This is a genomic window from Pseudarthrobacter sp. C4D7 (assembly GCF_013359725.1).
Classification (GTDB): domain Bacteria; phylum Actinomycetota; class Actinomycetes; order Actinomycetales; family Micrococcaceae; genus Arthrobacter.
This window is the reverse complement of record NZ_JABFMW010000019.1, coordinates 1-17,121: the sequence shown is the minus strand read 5'-3', so window position 1 is coordinate 17,121 and position 17,121 is coordinate 1. Positions and strand designations below refer to the sequence as shown.

The following is a 17,121-nucleotide window of genomic DNA, read 5'->3' as shown; positions in this document are numbered from 1 at the left end:
GCCGGCCCTGCCGCACGGCGGGCTACTTCACGGCGCCGGCAGCGTTGACCCGGCCGTAGGCCCAATAGGTGCCGGTTCCGGCGACCCGGTCAGCAGTGGATTCCAGGCCCGACCTGATGGCGCTGTTCGTCGCGCCGGGGTGGGCGCTCCAGGCGAGGGCTGCGGCGGCGGCCACGATGGCTGAGGACATCGAGCTGCCATTGCCGACGTCGTACCCCTGGGACCGGTTGTTCTGCGTGGCCAGGACGAAGGGGTGGTTAGGGAAGGTGGAGTAGACGTTCACCCCCGGCGCGGCCAGGTCCACCCAGCTGGCCCCGTACGTGGAGAACGGGGCCTTGGCGTCGTTGTTGTCGGTGGCGCCGACGGCGATGACGTTGGGGTAGGCGCCCGGATAGATCTTGGTCTGGTTGCCGCCGTTGCCGGCCGCAGCCACCAGCACCACTCCCTTCTTCCAGGCGTTGTTGACGGCGGTTTCCAGGGTCCGCGAGGCCCGCACCCCCAGGCTCATGTTGACCACCTTGGCGCCGTTGCTGACGGCCCAGTCGATGCCGCTGGCCAGGCTGGAGCTGGAGCCAACGCCGCTGTCGTTCAGGACCTTGCCGGCCAGGATGGTGCAGCCGGGGCACACTCCGGCCACCCCGATGGTGTTGTCCACCGTGGCGGCAACGTTGCCGTCCACATGGGTGCCGTGGCCGTAGTAGTCCTCTGCGACGGGGTCGCCGGCCTTGGTGGCCGAGCTGCTGAAGTTGGTCCGGGCCACCACCTTGGGCGCGATGTCCGGGTTGTCACTGGCGACGCCGGAATCCAGCACGGCGACCTTGATGCCACCGCCGGTGGTGGTGTTCCACGCCTCCACCGCGTCCACGTCGGCGTCCTTGGTACCGACGGGAACCGTGATGTCCCCCGCGGTGTTGGTGAACGACTGGCCGTCATTCTGCAGGGCGTACTGGCGCGGAAAGTACTGGTCCGAGGTGGCAGCACCCACCGGCTGGGTCCGGTTCGGCGTAGTCGACGGCGGGGTCCCGGCTGAGGGCGTCAATGAGCTGCTTTTCGGCGCCGGCGGCAACGCCCACCAGCAGGGCGCCAGTGCTCCCGACGGCGGAGCCGCCGGCCAGGCCGTGCCGCTGGAGGACGCCGGCGGCGGCACCGTCGTCGCGGAACTTGACGAGGATGTGCGCGGGCGGGGCTTCCGGCGCTGCGGTGGCGGGAAGGGCAAGCGGGACAGTGCCCAGCGCCATGGCAGCTGCCGCGAGGCCGGCGGTGAAGAGTTTTCCCATGCCGCCATCGTGGCCCCGCGCGGGCGGTCCGGATAGGGGTAAAGGCCCCCGAATGTGGCGCGCTGCGTGCGTGCGGCGGGTGCCGCCGTCGTGCTCCCGCACAGCCGTTGTGCGCTGCAGGGCCCGGGGCTACGATGCTCCCGGGGAGAGGTCCGTGGTCTCACTGAATGACAAAAATAGGGGCCCACCATGACCGACTTCTTCACCATGCAGCCCGGCGAGACCGCGCCGCCACTCCCCACAGGGCCCGTCCTGTGCTCCGGGACCGCAGCCATGCGGCGCATCCACCGCTTCTTCCTGTGGGCCTACGGCGAGGCGCCGGGCCTGGTCCGGTCCGCGGCGGCCGGGGATACGGCCCGCGCCGCCTACGTGGGCGAGGTGCTGGGGAACTTCGACAAGGTCCTGCATATCCACCATGAAGGGGAAGACCTCCTCATGTACCCGCAGCTGGCGGATCGGGCGCCGGCCTGCGCGCTGCACGTGGGGCAGATGCTGGAGCAGCACCGGCAGGTCACGCACCGGCTCGACGCCATTGAGCCGGTGCGGCTGCGGTGGATGCGGACGGCGGATGAGCAGTCTGCCGCCGATCTCGCGGCCCTCTACGAGGAGCTGTCGCACGTCCTCAACACGCACCTGCGCCGCGAGGTCACCGAGATGATGCCGGTGGCGGACAGGGTGATGACCGAAAAGGAAGCCGCGGCCGTGGGGCAGCACGGGATCAACAAGCTCGACAAGAAGTTCATGGTGGGGTACCTCGGCATGGTGCTGGCCACCAACCCTCCGGCGGACCGGCGGGAGCTGTTCAAGGAGATCCCGCCCCCGGTCCGGCTCGCCTACAAACTGGTGGGCCGGCGGATGTACCGGAAGCAGTACGCCACGCTGTTTCCCGGGCGGCCAGTGCCGGAGACGCTGTAGGGACTCTGCGTCCGGCGCATTCAGCCCGTTCGCTCTTCGAACACTTGTTCTTTTAATGAACTTAGCGGTAGCCTCCCATCAGAACGCATGCCGTGGATCACTCCCCCTGGTGACGGTGCTCGCACCCAGGCATGCTGCTCCTGCTTCCCTGATCAAAGAGGATTACATGACGACGTCCCCCTCCCCCCGCGCGTCCCGCTGGCCGGTCTGGCTCTGCTGGCTGGCCATGGTCCTGGACGGTTTCGACCTGGTGGTGCTTGGCACCGTCATCCCCACCCTCATCAAGACCGGCGAACTTGGCTTCGACGCGGTGGGCGCCACCCTGGCTGCCACCATCTCGCTGGTCGGCGTCGGACTCGGCGCCTTGTTCATCGCCCCGCTGTCCGACCGCTTCGGGCACCGCAAGCTGCTGGTGGCCTGCGTCCTGTGGTTCTCCATCTTCACCATCGCGGTGGTGTGGGCTCCCAACGTGGCGGTCTTCAGCACGTTCCGCCTGCTGGCCGGCCTGGGACTCGGCGCCTGCCTTCCGGCCGCCCTGGCCTACATGAACGACTACGCCCCGGCCGGATCTGCCGGCAAGTCCACCACCCGGACCATGACCGGCTACCACGCGGGCGCCGTGGCCACGGCTTTCCTGGCGCTGATGGTCATCCCGGACTGGCGGGCCATGTTCATAGTGGGTGGCATCGCGGGCCTGGCCTTGGTGCCGTTCCTCTGGTTCAAGCTCCCCGAAACCCTGCCGGCGGAACGCCAGGCGACGAGGCAGGAGAAGAGCGGGGTCCGCGAACTGGGCAGGAAGCCGTACCCGCTGGTGGCCGTGGCGATCGCTGCCGCGTCCTTCATGGGGCTCCTGCTGGTGTACGGCCTGAACACCTGGCTGCCGCAGCTCATGGCGTCCGCCGGATACCCCGTCAGCGCCGGCCTGTCCCTGCTCCTGGTGCTGAACCTGGGCGCGGTTGCGGGCCTCATCGTCGCCGGCATCCTGGCCGACCGGCATGGGACCAAACCGATCGTGCTGCTCTGGTTCGGACTGTCCGCCGTCTGCCTGGCCCTGCTGAGCGTGAAGGTCGACAACGCCATCCTGCTCAATGCCCTGGTCTTCGTGACCGGTGTGTTTGTCTTCAGCTCACAGGTGCTGGTGTACGCCTGGGTCAGCCAGCTGTTCCCGGCCCGCCTGCGCGCAACCGCCCTCGGTTTCGCCGCCGGCGTGGGCCGGGTGGGCGCCATTGCCGGGCCCGCCGTGACCGGCAGCCTGGTTGCAGCCGGCATCGCCTACCCGTGGGGCTTCTACGCGTTCGCGGCCGCGGGCGCCCTGGCCGCCGTGGCACTCGTGACCGTGCCGCGCACCGTAGCCGCCACGGAGCCGGCGCCGGCGGGCTAGTCGGTCCGCGCGCCGAGGGGAGCCTCACTGCCGTGCACCGGTGCGGCCCGGACGTCCGCGAGGTAGCGGAACAGGCTGCTGATGCCGTAGGTCCACGGCGCCAGGTCCTCTGTCCGTCGGGTCCGGTTGACCAATGCGCCCAGGTGGGGGCTGCTGATGGTCACCAGGTCCCCGGGTTTGTGGGTGAATCCGAGCCCCGGCGTATCCCGGTCCTGCGTCGGCGCGAACAGGGTTCCCGTGAAGAGCACGAACCCATCCGGGTACTGGTGGTGGGCGCCCCAGGCCGCGGAAATGAGTTCCTCGAAGGGCCGGCTGATGCGGGCCAGGCTGTTGCGGCCTTCCAACCGGTACCCGTCCAGCCCGTCCACGGTGAGGGTGATGTCCTCCGTCCGCAGGGATTCCAGGGTGAAGTCGTCGTGGAAGAGCCGGATGAATGGACCCAGGGCGCAGGAGGCGTTGTTGTCCTTGGCCATGCCCAGGAGGAGGGCGCTGCGGCCTTCCACGTCGCGGAGGTTGACGTCGTTTCCCAGGGTTGCGCCGCGGACGTTGCCGGCGGAATCCACCACGAGCACCAATTCCGGCTCGGGGTTGTTCCACGAGGAGAACGCCGGGATCCCCACCTCGGCGCCAAACCCCACGGTGGACAGCACGGGGGCCTTGGTGAAGACCTCCGGATCCGGGCCCAGGCCTACCTCGAGGTACTGCGACCACATGCCGCGGGCAGCCAGCACCTGCCTGATCTCCTGTGCCTGGGCCGACCCTGGACGGACGGTATCCAGGCTGCCGCCCAGGGCATCTGCGACGGTTTGCCGGACTTCGGCGGCGCGGGTGGCGTCGCCGCCGCACCGTTCCTCGATGACCCGTTCCAGCATGGATTCCACGAACGTCACGCCGCAGGCTTTAACCACCTGGAGGTCTATCGGGGACAGCAGCCGGGGACGGTCCGCGTCTCCGGCCAGTGATGCTTCCAGCAGTTCCGGCAGGTTCCACCGCCTGGCGCCCCTGGCCTCCAGGACGGTGCGCGCGGGACAGGCGCGCTCCATCAGGCCGGCAACGGTGGGAACCTCTGGGGTGAGATCGACGACGTCCTCACCTTGAACGCTGACCACCCGGGGCCCGCCGGATACCGGGTCCCAGACGCGGCCCACCAGGACAGCGCCCTCCCCGTCAGCGGGGACTGCCTGCCGGAGGGGCACGGGATTCACTTGTGGGCCTCTTCCCGGTGGGCCGCTTTTGCAGCAAAAGCCGGCGTTTCAAACACCTCCGGATTGAGGACGTTGCCCGGCTTCTCCCCCGCCGCCATGGCCAGGATGGAACCAAGGGCGGCAGCCGAAACATCCCTGGTGAAGTCCTCGGTCCAGCACAGTGAATGCGGGGACAGCACCACGTTGTCCAAGGTCAGCAGGAGGTCATCGGGCTCCAGGGGTTCCGGCTCGAAAACGTCAAGGCCGGCGCCGGCGATGCCGCCCGCTTGCAGAGCCTGCCGCAGGGCATCCGTGTCCACCAGCCTTCCCCGCCCGATGTTGATCAGGTAGGCAGTTGGTTTCATCCGGGCCAGCGCGGCGGCGTCGATGAGCTTTTCCGTTTCGTGGGTGAGGGCTGCGCACAGCACCACGTAGTCGGACCGTTCCAGGAGTTCCTCCAGTCCGAGCAGCTCCAATCCCAGCTCCCCGGCCTCCGGATGGCGGCCGCTGCGGTTGTTGCCCACCACCTTCATGCCAAGCGGGGCCAGCAGCCGGGCGAGCTCGGCGCCGACGCTTCCGAAGCCCACAATGCCCACGGTTTGGCCGACGAGCGGCGCCCCCCGGTAGTGTTCGCGTGCTCCCCAGTTGGACGTGCGGGTGAGCCGGTCCTTGGCCAGCAGTTTGTGCGACAGGGCCAGCAGGAGGGTCAGCCCCGCGACGGCCAGCGGCCGGCGGATGGCGTCCGGGGTGTTGGTGACGACGACGCCGGCACGGGTGCAGGCGGCGAGGTCGATGGTGTCAAAGCCCGCACCGAACCGGGCGACCAGTTTCAGGTCGGGGGCGTGGTCCAGGGTGCGGGAATCGAAGGCGATGTGCCCCAGGGACAACACCGCGTCCACCCTGGCGAGGTCCGCCGGCGGGATGGGGTCCGTATAGGACGGCAGGACATGCCAGTCCACTCCCCCATCGGTAAGCCGCCGGAGGCCCAGGTCGCCATGGATCGAGCTGCCGTCCGGCCTGGCTGCGTCCGCTGTCACCGCGACGGTGAACGGCCTCCGCGCGGTGATTGCCGGCGTCGTGCGTTCATTGGTTGCCATGCTCATGCTTTGGTTCCGTCCCCTTCGCTGGGTGCCAGCGCCGTGTCGCGGATGGGTTCGCGCACCAGCACGGTGTAGGCCACCGCGGCCATGGCCGCGATGATGCCGCCAATCACGAACGACGGCGCGTAGGAGCCGGTGGCGTCGGCGATGACACCGGTGAGGAGCGGTGCGAAGGCGCCGCCGAAGTAGCCGCCGAAGTTCTGGATGGCGCCCACGGAGGCCACCTGGGAGTTGTCGACGATGTCGCCGGGCATGGCCCAGGCGGCGGCCTGCATGGTGGCGACGAAGCCCAGGGCAACGGTCATCACGGCGATGGCCAGCGGAAGGGAATCGACGAACGGGATGAGGCAGATCAGGACACCGGCCACGACGGCGGCGATGGACATGATGTGGCGCTTGGCCAGCAGCGGATCACGTCCGGCCTTCTTGGAGTAGCGGGTCATGACCCATCCGCCGGTGATGCCCAGGATGGCAGCGCCCAGGTACGGCAGGGCGGCAAGCCAGCCGGAGTTTGCAATGCTGGCGCCGCGTTCTTCCTGCAGGTAAAGGGGCAGGAAGACGATGAAGATGTTCCAGATCCAGATGACGCAGAAGAAGCCGGCCATCATGCCCCAGATCTGGCGGTGCTTGAAGAGTGCCAGCCAGGAGACTTTCCGTGCGGACAGCAGCTGGGTGGTGCGCTGGCTCTCGATGTAGTCCAGTTCCTCGGCGGAGGCGCGCTTATGCTCTTCCGGCGCGCGGTAGTACATGAAGAAGGCGAGCGCCAGGACCAGGCCGGCGACGCCGAGGAAGAGGAAGATGGCCTGCCAGCCGAAGGCGAGCATGATGGCGGTCAGGATGGGCGGCGCGATGGCCGGGCCCCACTTGGAGCCGCTGTCCCAGATGGCGGTGGCCTGCCCGCGCTCTGACCGGGGGAACCAGTCGGCGGTGAGCTTTGCAGATGCCGGACCATTGGGCGCTTCTGCCATACCCAGCAGGAAGCGGAAGGTGATGAACTGCCACATCCGGCTGCCGACGGCCATCAGCGCGGTGGCGATGCTCCAGCCTGCGATGGCCAGGAAGTACATGCGCCGGGCGCCCAGCTTGTCTACCAGCCACCCGGCGGGAAGCTGCGCGAAGGCGTAGGTCCAGGAGAATACTGTGCCCAGCAACCCGATGTCCGTCCGGGTGAGGCCGAATTCCTTGATCAGTTCAGGCGCCGCGATGGAGATAGCGCTGCGGTCCATGTAGTTGATGATTCCCGCGGCCAGGGCCCAGCCGAGGATCCACCACCGCAGGTTCTTGATGGTCCGGCGCGTGGCCGACTCTTTGGGCTTCTTGGTGAAAGTCTCCGTCTGCACTTCTCACTCCCTTGTGATCGCGTGCAGCCCCCTGCTGCACAATCCTAGATCCTATAGGGTCTTTGATCGGACGTGAAGGGGGTCACAATGGGTGTGAATGATTCCCCCATCCGGCGGGCTGTGGCCCGCTCACCGCCTAGCTTAGGGGTGGGTATCCTGCTTCAAACGACGAAGAGAACCAATGAAACGGAGACACGCATGCACGCCGTACTCGAATACACCTATGCGGACGACTACCTCGAAAGCCGCGGGCAGTACCGCGCGGACCACCTCCGGGCGGGGTGGGAGGCCGTCGAACGGGGCGAGCTCCTGTTGGGCGGCGCCATCGGCGAAGGACCGTTCAAGGGGCTGTTGATCTTCACCGGCGAGAACCCGGTGGAGGCGGCTCAGGCTTTCGCTGCGGCCGACCCCTACGTCATCAACGGCGTAGTGACGGCGTGGACCGCCAGCCCGTGGACCACGGTGTTGGGCAACGAGGCTGCCTCGCCGGTCCGCCCCTAGCCGAGTTGTCGGACAGGAGGTGCGGGTCTCCTTGGCGCGCTGTGCGGTCAGGCTGTGCGGTCAGATGACAGGTGCCAGCGGGGTCACGGAGAACGGTCCAGCCAGGAGCGGGTCCACCGTACGCAGAAAGTCCACTACGTGGTCTTGCTCGTTGTGTGCTTCGAGGTCTTCCTGGCGGGCCCATCCTTCGAAAAGGACATAGATGCCCGGTTGGAGGCCATCTGCAAAGACGGCGTATTCCAGACACCCTGGGTCCTTCCGGCTTGACGCCTGCAGATGGTGCAGGGCTTCCTGAAGTTCGATCTCGCAGCCCGCTTTGGCAACAAAGACCGGCATGAGCCACGCTTCTGCAGTCTCTGGGCGGTTCGGGATAGCAGTGGGAGTCATCTTGTGTTCCTTGATGTTGGTCAGGCGGTCCAGGGAGGGGCGGCCGGGTGCCGCCCCTCCCTGGGTGTGGGTTAGTCGGTGATTTGCGGGACGTCGACCCAGGATTCCTTGGCCGCGGACTCGACGATGGCGTCGTCAATGAGGGCAACCTGGTATCCGTCGGCAAAACTCGGGCTCACGCTGCCGCCTTCTGCAATGGCCTTGAAGAAGTCGTGGGCCTCGATGATCTTCGTTTCGCCGTATCCGATGCCGAGGGCAGGGATGGGCCAGAGCGCTTCTCCGTAGGGGTGTGCCGGCCCCGTGTAAACAGTCCGGAATCCACGGCGGTCCGCTTGGTCGGAGGCGAAGCAGACCTGCAGCTCGTCGCGCCGCTCATAGTTGAACACAATGCTCCCTTCGGTTCCGTGGATTTCGAAGGTGATGTAGTTGTTGCGTCCGTGGGCGTTGCGTGTTGCTTCCACCGAGCCCACGGCGCCGTTGGCAAAACGGATCATGGTCATGACTTCATCATCGACATCAACCTCGCCGCGGGGGCCTTCTCCGCCCCGGACGCTGCCGAGTGCGTCCGCCCCGCCCGACTGCAGGGGGCGTTCCGGGATCCAGGTCGACAGGACGGCGTTGACCGCGCTGAACTCGCCAACGAGGTACCGGGCCATGTCAATGACGTGCGTGGCGATGTCACCCAGGGCGCCTGAACCTGCGATGGACTTCTGGAAGCGCCAGGACAGGGGTGAACTGGGGTCCGCGCTCCAGTCCTGCAGGTAGGTGCCGCGGAAACTGAGGATCTTCCCGATGGCCCCTTCCTCGATATATTTCTTTGCCAGGGCAACTGCGGGCGTTCGCCGGTAGTTGAAGGCAACCATGTGGACGATGTTCTTGTCCTTGACCGCGTCGTACATCGCTTTGGATTCTTCGCCGGTGCGGGCCAAGGGCTTTTCGCAGATGATGTGCTTGCCCGCCTCGGCCGCGGCGATGGCAATCTCGGCATGGAGGTGGTTGGGCGTGGCGATGTCCACAACGTGGATGTCCGGATCGTCGATGATGCTGCGCCAGTCTGCGGTGGAGTTCTCGAACCCGAAGCGGCGGGCCGCCTCTGCTGCGAGGTCCGGGTTGGCTTCAGCGATGACTTTGCGGACCGGCAGTGCCGGTGCAGGCCAGAAGAACATAGGCATGGCAGCGTACGCCAGGGAGTGGGCCTTGCCCATGAAACCGCCTCCGATGAGGCCGACGTTGAGGTTTTGCATGTGGATCTTGTTCCTTCCGGAAGGCGGGGCGGATGCCGTCTGTGGCACTCCCCCGGCGGGTGAAATTAGTGGGAGAGGAGGTTTTCGAGGTACTTCTTGCTGAGTGCTGCGGCTTCCCGGGGGTCGCCGTCATAGTTGTCGAGTTCCACCATGAGCCAGCTGTCATATCCGCTTTCCCGGATCGCGGCGATGATGTCCGGGAAGTCGAGCTCGCCCTGGCCCAGGGGCAGGAAATTGAAGGGGTCTTTCTCGAAGTCCTTCAGGTGGACGTGCTGGATCCGGTCGGCGTATTTCCGAATGACGGCGGCCGGGTCTGCTCCGCCGGCCGCAAGGTGGGCGGTGTCCGGGCAGAAACCGATCCGCGTGAGCGGCATCAGCCGGTCCAGTTCCTCCGGACTTTCGACGATGGTGCTCAGGTGCGGGTGGTAGCTTGCCGACAGCCCGAAGGATTCGGCGATGTCCGTGACCTTGTCCAGGGCTTCGCCGAGCCGGCGGTAGTCGTCGTCGGTGGTTCCAGCGGCGCGCCGCGCTCCCCCTCCTACTACCAGCCGTTCCGCTCCGAAGGCGGCGGCCAATTCGGCGGCACGGTGGATCCGGTGCAGCTCGTCGGGGAGTATGTCCGCGTAGATGAAGTTCGCGCCGGTGTAGACGCTTGTCAGTTCCACCCCGGCGGTAGCCAGGATTTCCTTGAGTTCGTCGGGATTCTCCGCGTAGTCGGCGAGGTTGCCGTCAAACATTTCGACACCCTGGTAGCCGACGGACGCGATGTCCTGGACTGCTTCCCGCATGGACCCGTGGGTCAGGTAGAAGAGGTCCTTGACGCTCGTCACGCCCTGCGCATGGCCAACGACGCCGCCCCAGGTGATGGAACAGTAACCGAGTTTCATTGCTTCTGCCTTTCAAGTGCGGGGGAAGACGTGAGTGATTCGAAGTGTGTTTCACTGCCGGGGACATCAACCCACGACTGCCGTGCAGCGGAGGTGACGACCGCATCTGTGATGAGGGCTGCCCGCAGGCCGTCGCGGAACGTGGGCAGCCCTTCCGGTGGTTGTCCCTGAACAGCTGCGTAGACGTCGGCGACGAAGGAGTTGAAGCTGTCCTGGTACCCCTGGGGATGGCCCGGCGGCAGTTTGCTGTACCGCCGCCCGCCTGGCGTTGCCAGTGTTTGAGGGCCGACGGCGATGTCGGAGCTGGACCCAGTGGTGCCAATGTGAAGCGTGTCCGGCTGTTCCTGGTTGAAGCTGAATGACGCTTCGGTTCCGTCGAAGGAGAACCAGAGGCGGTTCTTCCTGCCGGGGCTGACCTGGCTGACCACCAGTGATCCCGTGGCACCCTTGTCTGTCTCGAAAAGGATCGTGGCGCCGTCCTCGGTGGCAACGGAGGACAGCTGTCCGCCGGTTTCGCGTTCGTCGTAGGCCCGGCTGGTCTTCGCCACCAGCCTGGTGATTCGGTGTCCGGTGGTGAACTCCATCAGGTCACACCAGTGCACGCCGATGTCTCCGAACGCCCTGGAGGCTCCTCCGAGCTGTGAGTCCACCCGCCAGTTCGTGGCTTCCGCGCCAACCAGCCAATCCTGCAGGTAGGAACCGTGCAGCAGCCAGAGGCGGCCGGCGTCGCCGCGGAGGATCCGGTCGCGGGCTTCGCGGACGGCCGGATAGAACCGGTAGACGAACGGCACGCCCGTGACAACACCTGCCTGCTCGGCGAGCTCGGTCAGTTCCCGGGCGTCTTCAACGCTGGTGGCGAGGGGCTTCTCGCACACAACCGATTTCCCTGCTGCAATGGCTTTGCGTGCGAGGCCGGCGTGGGTCGCGTTCGGAGTGCAAATGTGGACCACATCCACGTCTGCGCGTGCGATCAGTGCATCAGCGGATTCGGCTGCGGCCTGGGCGCCGAGCACGGAGGCTGCTGCTTCCGCTGACCCTTTGCTGCTCCCGGCGACTGCGGTGACTACCCCGCCTGCTGCGCGGACCGCGTGGGCGTGGACGGAACCCATGAATCCTGTGCCGATAATTCCGGCGCGTAGTTGGAAGGTCACGGTTGCTACTTCTTTCGGGCCAGGGCGACAGCGAGGATGATGATTGCGCCGCGGACCACCTGCTGCTGGCTGCTGTCGAGCCCGGCGAGGATGAGCCCGTTGTTGATGAGTCCGATAAGCAGGGCGCCGAAGAGGGTGCCGATGATGGAGCCGAATCCGCCGAAGAGGCTGGTTCCGCCCAGGATGACGGCGGCAATGGCGGAAAGTTCGTCGCCTGCGCCCCACTGGAACCGTCCGGACTGGAGCCGGCCGGCGTAGAGCATGCCGGCGACACTCGCGGCCATTCCTGAGATGAGGAGCACCTGGAATTTGATGCGCTTGGTGTTGATGCCGGTGAACTCGGCGGCGCTGCGGTTGCCTCCCGTGGCCAGGACCTGGCGGCCGAACCTGGTGCGGTTCAGCACGACGGCGCCGATGGCGACGAAGATGGCGCTCCAGACCACCAGGCCCGGAACGGGACCGAAGTTGCCGGATCCGAAGAGCGTGTTGAAGGTATCGCTCAGGATGGGCTGCGGTGCCGAGGCTGTGATCCACTGGGCGACGCCGACGGCTATGCCCAGCATGCCGAGCGTCACCAGGAACGATGGGATGCCAAGGAGGCTGACCAGGGCACCGTTGATGGATCCGACGACGAGTCCGACGGCGAGGCCCGCCAGGATGCCGGGGACGAGTCCCCACTGGGAGAGGGCCATCGCCGTGCAGACGCTGGAGAGGCCAGCCACGGATCCGACGCTCAGGTCGATCTCCGCGCATGCGATCACGTATGTCATGCCGACGGCGATGACGGTGATGGTTGCGGTCTGCCGGAAGATGTTCAGGAGGTTGTTCGGCGACAGGAAGCCCTGGTCGCGGAGCAGTACTGCAAAGAAGAGGAAAACAACGACGAAGCCGATGTAGATGACGTAGCGCCGCCAGTCGAGTTCCTTGAGGGTGGTGCCAAAATTTCGGGGGGCCGCGGTGTTCCGGGGCGCGATGGTGTTTGTCTTGCTCACTTTCAGACTCCCTGGGCTGCAAGTTGAAGATATTCCTCGCCAGCGATCTCGCTGCGGGGGATGTCACGGATGATGGAGCCGTCCTTGAGGACGAGGACGCGGTCGCTGACCGCAAGTAGTTCGGGGTACTCAGAGGAGATGACGATGACGGCCTTGCCGGCATTGGCAAGCTCACGGATCATGTCCAGAATTTCGCTCTTGGTGCCGATGTCGACGCCGGCGGTTGGTTCGTCCAGGATCAGGATGTCCGGATCGGTCCCCAACCATTTGGCGATGACCACTTTCTGCTGGTTGCCGCCCGAGAGAAGCCGCACCGGCCGGTGGGGATGCGCCACCTTGACTGCGAATCTCTTGATCAGTGACGAGGACAATTCCTTCCCCTTCGCACCGTCCAGGAGGGGACCCCGCTGGATCTGGCCGAGGAGGGGAAGCAGCAGGTTGTCCTGGACGGAGTGCTCCAGGACAAGGCCTTGGGCCCTGCGGTCCTCAGGGATAAGGGCAACTCCGGCGTTGATGGCCTGCTGCGGGGAGCCAAGGTGGACCTTTTTGCCCCGGATGAGGACCTCGCCGCTTTCCACCTTGTCAATGCCGAAAAGCGCACGTGCCAGTTCGGTCCGGCCGCTGCCCATCAGCCCTGCCAGGCCAAGGATTTCGCCGGGCCGGAGCGTGAACGACACATCCCGCACCCGGTGGCCCGCAGTGAGGCCCCGGACCTCCAGCAACGGAGCCCCATCGTGGGCCTCATGATCCCGCGCACGATAGGAAAGCTGGCCCTCGATCTTCTTTCCGACGATGCCTTCCACGATCTTTTCGGGAGTGACGTCCGTCAGCGGCGCGGTGAGGAGGTGGCGTCCATCGCGGAGGATGGTGATCCGGTCCGCGAGCCTGTACACCTCATCCATGCGGTGGGAAATGTAGATGATGGAGATGCCACGCTGTTTCAGGCGGTCAATCAGTTCGAAGAGCGCTTCGGACTCGTGCCGGGCAAGGCTGGCCGTGGGCTCATCCATGATGAGCACCTGGGCGTTCTGTGCGAGTGCCTTGGCGATCTCGGTCAGCTGCCAGTAGGCAGTGCCGAGCCGTGCGACTCCGGCGCGCGGGTCGACGTCGACCTCCATCTCACTGAAGACCTCCCTGGCGCGGCGCACCGCGGCACGGTCGTCGATGAGCCCGCCTTTGGCGAGCGGTTCGGCTGCGAGGAAGATGTTCTGCGCGACGGTCAGGCTCGGTACCAGGCTGAACTCCTGGAAGACCATCCCGATCCCGGCGGCCTTCGCGTCCTGGATGGAGTTGATGGCGGCCGGCTTGCCGCCTATGAGGATCTCGCCGGCGTCCGCCTGGTATACGCCCTGGAGGATCTTCATGAGCGTGGACTTCCCTGCGCCGTTGCCCCCGGCCAGCGCGTGGACCTCGCCCTTGCGGACGTCGAAACTGACATCCTTCAATACGGGAACGCCGTTGAAGCTTTTCGAAATGGAGCGCATCTCGACGACATTGTCTGCGGTATTCATCGTTGCCCTTTCGGTGCGGTGCGGGGGCGGTCCCCCGCACCGCCGGTTCCTGGCTACTTCTTGTAGGAGTCCTGAATGTCCTTCGGGGCGTCCTCGTGGTAGACCTGCTTCCAGGCATCAAGGACGTTGGAGTGGTCAACTGGGAGGGCACTCAGCGCGACGTAGGCAGGCGCCTGCTTGCCAATGAGCGCTCCGGCTGCCAGCCGTGCTTCCGTGACACCCTGGTCGAACGGAACCTGCGCTCCCAGGCCGACGACGAGTTCGTCCTTGGCCAGGGCAATGGCCACATTCTTGCCGAGGTCTTCCGTGGCGATCTTCAGGTCCGGCCGGCCCGCGGCCCGGGCTGCAGCCATGACGCCTTCAGCGGGAACGTCCCAGACGGCCCAGATTCCGGACAGGTCGGCGTACTTGCTAAGCATGGCGTTGGCGGCAGCCTGCGCGTCACCGGCGAAGTCCGGACCGGCGATTCCCTTTTCCTCGACGATCTTGATATCCGGGTATTCCTTGGTGATGGTTTCTTTGAAGCCCTGGTAGCGCTGCTTGGTCACGAAGAAATCGGCCTGGTGGAAGACCACCCCGATCTTTCCCTTGCCGCCGAGCGCTTTTGCCATTTGGTGGGCAGAGACTACGCCGTTGCCGTAGTTATCAGCAGAAACGACGGACACATAGTCTTTGCCGGCTGTCAGCCCCTGGGGGATGTTGTCCATGAAAACGAGCTTGGTGCCGGCATCCGCCACCTTCTTGTAGGCGGAGGCCGTAGCCACGGGGTCCGTGGGGATGGAGACGATGATGTTGGGGTTCTGCGACATGACCGTTTCGATGTCCGAGACCTGCTTGTCCGGCTTGAAGTTCGCGTCAGTGGTGGCGATGACCTTGACGCCGAGCTTTTCAAATTCGGTTTTCAGTCCGTTGATTTGGGCGTTGGCCCAGTCGTTTCCGCCGTAGTGCATCACGATGGCCGCCTTGGCGTTGAGCGCCTTGACCTTCGCGACCTCCTCGGGGGTCAGGTCGGCTGCGGACGCCGGGGAGGGGGTTTCGCCGTTGGGGCCCTTGCTCAGGACCTGTCCCTTGATCTGGTCAAGGGCCAGCTGGGCTTTGCTGGACACACCGGCGTCGGGGGCGTTGGACGTGGCCGTGGTCGAACTGCTGCAGGACGCCACGGAAAGGGACAAGACTGCGGCAACAGCCACAAAGGGAAGCCTGCGGATCATCATTGTTCTCCAGTGCTTTGGGTGGATGGGGTGAATGCCTGAGGGGGTTCAGGCGAGGGCAATAGCCAGGGCCGGCGGTACCGGGGACAGGACGAGCCTGCCGGACGCCGAGGCTGTGCGGATGGCAGTGGCCTTGTCTGAAGCTCTCAGGAGCGCCTCTGCATGTACTTTGTCGACGAAGAAGCCCAGGGAACAGGACCCGAGGTGGGCCTGGACCCACCGCACCGCCTCGTTGGCTGCTTGTGCCATGTCTGCGCCCGCCGCCGCGGCCGGGCCGCGGAGAGTGGACACCGACGCGGGTTTGCCCGTGTTGTCGACGGAGACGATCAGGCTGGCCCACAGCCGGTTTGCTTCGAAGATTCCGATGACCGCTGACGAGCCGGCGGAGACAAAGGTGCGGACAGCGGTAGCCAGATCGCTTGGCGCCGTATCCTCCAGGAGCATCTCGAGATTTGCCCATTGGGCTTGGTCCACATCCCGAAACCCGGTGTACGGATCGAGCGCGAGTGCGTGGACGATCTGGTCCGACATCCCGCTCCTTTCCTCGTTGAAAAAACGTCGTCGTAAGCGTTTACGATCCTTCCGTAAACGTTTACGGACATCATCGTAAACGTTTACGGTGATTAGTGTCAAGCATCACATTCAGGCTCTTTGTGCGCCACGGAAATCCCGGGCAGACGTAAGATCGAAAGGCGCGACGAGAGGTTGCGTCCGTGACGTGCAGGGCAGGAGAGAGCGTGGCCGAAATGACTGTTCCGCATCAGGCGGCCGAGGAGCTGCGCGTTGCCTCACGGCGCCGGAAGCCCACCATCAATGATGTTGCGGACATCGCCGGCGTGTCCTTCGGTACTGTTTCGCGGGTCCTCAATGACGCGCCTGACGTCAGCGCGGCGACGCGGCAACGGGTCCTGCAGGTGATCAAGGACATCGGCTACCGCAGGAACCGGGCAGCCACGGCGCTGGTCACCAGCCGGTCCACGTCCATCGGCATACTGTCGGACGGCTCCCCCCGGTTCGGTCCGGTGGGAACGCTCATGGCCCTGGAGAACATCGCACGCAAGAAGGGCTACGCCACCACTGTCATTAGCGTCGAACAGCCTTACGGAGAGTCGGTCCAGGCTGCTCTCGACACCTTGGACGATACCGGCGTGGGGGGAATCATCGTCATCGCCCCCATGGTGGACATGGCGGCAGCTGTCTGGAATGCCTCCTGCCGTGTGCCCGTGGAAATGATTGCAGCGGGAGCATCATCGACGCCGAACGTCTTCACCTATTCAGAAAACCAGGAACTGGGCGCCAGGCTGGCCACCCAGCACCTGATAGACCGGGGCCACACCGACATCGCACACTTCGCCGGCTCCATGGACTGGTTCGACGGCCGGGTGCGTAAACGCGGGTGGGAGGCCGCACTGCGCGACGCCGGGCTGAAACCAGGACTGTGCCTCGAGGGCGACTGGAGCCCTAAGTGGGCCTACGAGACCGCCCTTCAACTGGTGCGGGAAAACAAGGTGCCCCAGGCGATCTTCGCCGCCAGCGACCACACGGCCCTGGGGCTGATACGGGCCTTCGCTGAAAGCGGGATCCGGGTCCCGGAGGACGTGAGCGTGGTAGGTTTCGACGACATCGAGGGGTCGGACTACTTCCTGCCTCCCCTGACCACGGTCCGGCAGGATTTCCCGGCGTTGGCACTCATGAGCATGGAAGTGCTGCTGGGCGCCATAGAGGGCCGGGACGTGGACCGAACCCCGATCGCACCGGTCCTTGTGGTCCGCGACAGCACCCGCCAGGTGTCCCCGCACCAATAGATTGCGGCCGGGAGACTTGGGGCCAGCGCCGGCTGGGAGGAGAGCGTGCAGGTTGCCGCGCCGGCGTTACTCGGCGATGTCCTCCGCCCACAGCTCCGGCTTGTCCGCCTGGAACGCAGCCATCATGTCCACGCAGCGCTGGTCATCCAGCACCACCACCTCGACCCCGCGTGACCGCAGAAGCTCCAGTTCGCCGTCGAACGTCGTGGCCTCCCCCACCACCACGCGGGGGATC

17 protein-coding genes and 1 pseudogene are annotated in these 17,121 nt (G+C 65.8%); 4 read left to right on the top strand and 14 right to left on the bottom strand.

Annotated elements, in window-relative coordinates; all coding sequences use genetic code 11:
• Window positions 1–22 precede the first annotated feature (22 nt).
• A complete protein-coding gene (locus HNO81_RS13620; protein WP_371818263.1) occupies window positions 23–985 on the bottom strand; it encodes a S8 family serine peptidase in 963 nt (320 codons plus the stop codon).
• Window positions 930–1,277 (bottom strand): hypothetical protein, encoded by a 348-nt coding sequence (locus HNO81_RS20440; RefSeq protein ID WP_371818262.1) that lies wholly within the window; start codon window positions 1,275–1,277, stop codon window positions 930–932. The genes HNO81_RS13620 and HNO81_RS20440 overlap by 56 nt, the downstream gene beginning before the upstream one ends.
• 189 nt (window positions 1,278–1,466) lie before the next feature.
• On the opposite strand from HNO81_RS20440, the gene HNO81_RS13615 reads away from it, so the two are divergent.
• Together HNO81_RS13615 and HNO81_RS13610 are read left to right on the top strand one after the other, a co-directional pair.
• The gene (locus tag HNO81_RS13615; RefSeq protein ID WP_175318644.1) at window positions 1,467–2,192 is read left to right on the top strand and encodes a hemerythrin domain-containing protein; all 726 of its coding nucleotides are present in this window, start codon (window positions 1,467–1,469) and stop codon (window positions 2,190–2,192) included.
• A gap of 166 nt (window positions 2,193–2,358) precedes the next feature.
• Window positions 2,359–3,573, top strand: coding sequence for an aromatic acid/H+ symport family MFS transporter (locus tag HNO81_RS13610; protein ID WP_175318643.1), 1,215 nt, complete (start codon window positions 2,359–2,361; stop codon window positions 3,571–3,573).
• Here HNO81_RS13610 and HNO81_RS13605 read toward each other — a convergent pair.
• Genes HNO81_RS13605 through HNO81_RS13595 form a run of 3 tightly spaced genes read right to left on the bottom strand, consistent with a single transcriptional unit; the run spans window position 3,570 to window position 7,197 of the window.
• Window positions 3,570–4,778 carry a fumarylacetoacetate hydrolase family protein gene (locus HNO81_RS13605; RefSeq protein ID WP_175318642.1) on the bottom strand — a complete coding sequence of 403 codons (1,209 nt, stop codon included), beginning with the start codon at window positions 4,776–4,778 and terminating at the stop codon, window positions 3,570–3,572. The two genes, HNO81_RS13610 and HNO81_RS13605, sit on opposite strands and share 4 nt — an antisense overlap.
• Entirely contained in the window at window positions 4,775–5,860 is a 1,086-nt protein-coding gene (locus HNO81_RS13600) for a 2-hydroxyacid dehydrogenase (protein WP_175318641.1), read from the bottom strand. The genes HNO81_RS13605 and HNO81_RS13600 overlap by 4 nt, the downstream gene beginning before the upstream one ends.
• Window positions 5,857–7,197: an MFS transporter gene (locus tag HNO81_RS13595; protein ID WP_175318640.1), complete on the bottom strand. Its 1,341-nt coding sequence runs from the start codon at window positions 7,195–7,197 to the stop codon at window positions 5,857–5,859. Before HNO81_RS13595 ends, HNO81_RS13600 begins: the two co-directional genes overlap by 4 nt.
• Window positions 7,198–7,395: 198 nt before the next feature.
• On the opposite strand from HNO81_RS13595, the gene HNO81_RS13590 reads away from it, so the two are divergent.
• Window positions 7,396–7,698, top strand: coding sequence for a YciI-like protein (locus HNO81_RS13590; RefSeq protein WP_175318639.1), 303 nt, complete (start codon window positions 7,396–7,398; stop codon window positions 7,696–7,698).
• 60 nt (window positions 7,699–7,758) lie between these two features.
• Here HNO81_RS13590 and HNO81_RS13585 read toward each other — a convergent pair whose 3' ends face one another.
• From HNO81_RS13585 to HNO81_RS13550, 8 genes are all read right to left on the bottom strand, one after another.
• Window positions 7,759–8,085 carry a putative quinol monooxygenase gene (locus HNO81_RS13585; RefSeq protein ID WP_254703472.1) on the bottom strand — a complete coding sequence of 109 codons (327 nt, stop codon included), beginning with the start codon at window positions 8,083–8,085 and terminating at the stop codon, window positions 7,759–7,761.
• 71 nt (window positions 8,086–8,156) lie between these two features.
• On the bottom strand, window positions 8,157–9,329 hold the full coding sequence (locus tag HNO81_RS13580; RefSeq protein WP_175318638.1) for a Gfo/Idh/MocA family protein: 1,173 nt from the start codon (window positions 9,327–9,329) through the stop codon (window positions 8,157–8,159).
• 65 nt (window positions 9,330–9,394) lie between these two features.
• Window positions 9,395–10,216 carry a sugar phosphate isomerase/epimerase gene (locus HNO81_RS13575; protein ID WP_175318637.1) on the bottom strand — a complete coding sequence of 274 codons (822 nt, stop codon included), beginning with the start codon at window positions 10,214–10,216 and terminating at the stop codon, window positions 9,395–9,397.
• Window positions 10,213–11,367 carry a Gfo/Idh/MocA family protein gene (locus HNO81_RS13570; RefSeq protein WP_175318636.1) on the bottom strand — a complete coding sequence of 385 codons (1,155 nt, stop codon included), beginning with the start codon at window positions 11,365–11,367 and terminating at the stop codon, window positions 10,213–10,215. The genes HNO81_RS13575 and HNO81_RS13570 overlap by 4 nt, the downstream gene beginning before the upstream one ends.
• 5 nt (window positions 11,368–11,372) lie before the next feature.
• The gene (locus HNO81_RS13565; protein WP_175318635.1) at window positions 11,373–12,359 is read right to left on the bottom strand and encodes an ABC transporter permease; all 987 of its coding nucleotides are present in this window, start codon (window positions 12,357–12,359) and stop codon (window positions 11,373–11,375) included.
• Window positions 12,360–12,361: 2 nt separating this feature from the next.
• Window positions 12,362–13,870, bottom strand: coding sequence for a sugar ABC transporter ATP-binding protein (locus HNO81_RS13560; protein ID WP_175318634.1), 1,509 nt, complete (start codon window positions 13,868–13,870; stop codon window positions 12,362–12,364).
• A 53-nt stretch (window positions 13,871–13,923) separates the two neighbouring features.
• Complete coding sequence (locus HNO81_RS13555) at window positions 13,924–15,060, bottom strand: substrate-binding domain-containing protein (protein WP_371818261.1); 1,137 nt, start codon at window positions 15,058–15,060, stop codon at window positions 13,924–13,926.
• A 69-nt stretch (window positions 15,061–15,129) separates the two neighbouring features.
• Window positions 15,130–15,612, bottom strand: coding sequence for a hypothetical protein (locus HNO81_RS13550; RefSeq protein WP_175318632.1), 483 nt, complete (start codon window positions 15,610–15,612; stop codon window positions 15,130–15,132).
• Window positions 15,613–15,827: 215 nt separating this feature from the next.
• Here HNO81_RS13550 and HNO81_RS13545 point away from each other — a divergent pair, with 215 nt between their 5' ends.
• Window positions 15,828–16,886, top strand: a complete 1,059-nt coding sequence (locus HNO81_RS13545) for a LacI family DNA-binding transcriptional regulator (RefSeq protein WP_175318695.1) — start codon at window positions 15,828–15,830, stop codon at window positions 16,884–16,886.
• Window positions 16,887–16,952: 66 nt separating this feature from the next.
• Here HNO81_RS13545 and HNO81_RS20170 read toward each other — a convergent pair.
• Window positions 16,953–17,121, bottom strand: a pseudogene (locus HNO81_RS20170) (nucleoside deaminase); the annotation flags it as partial.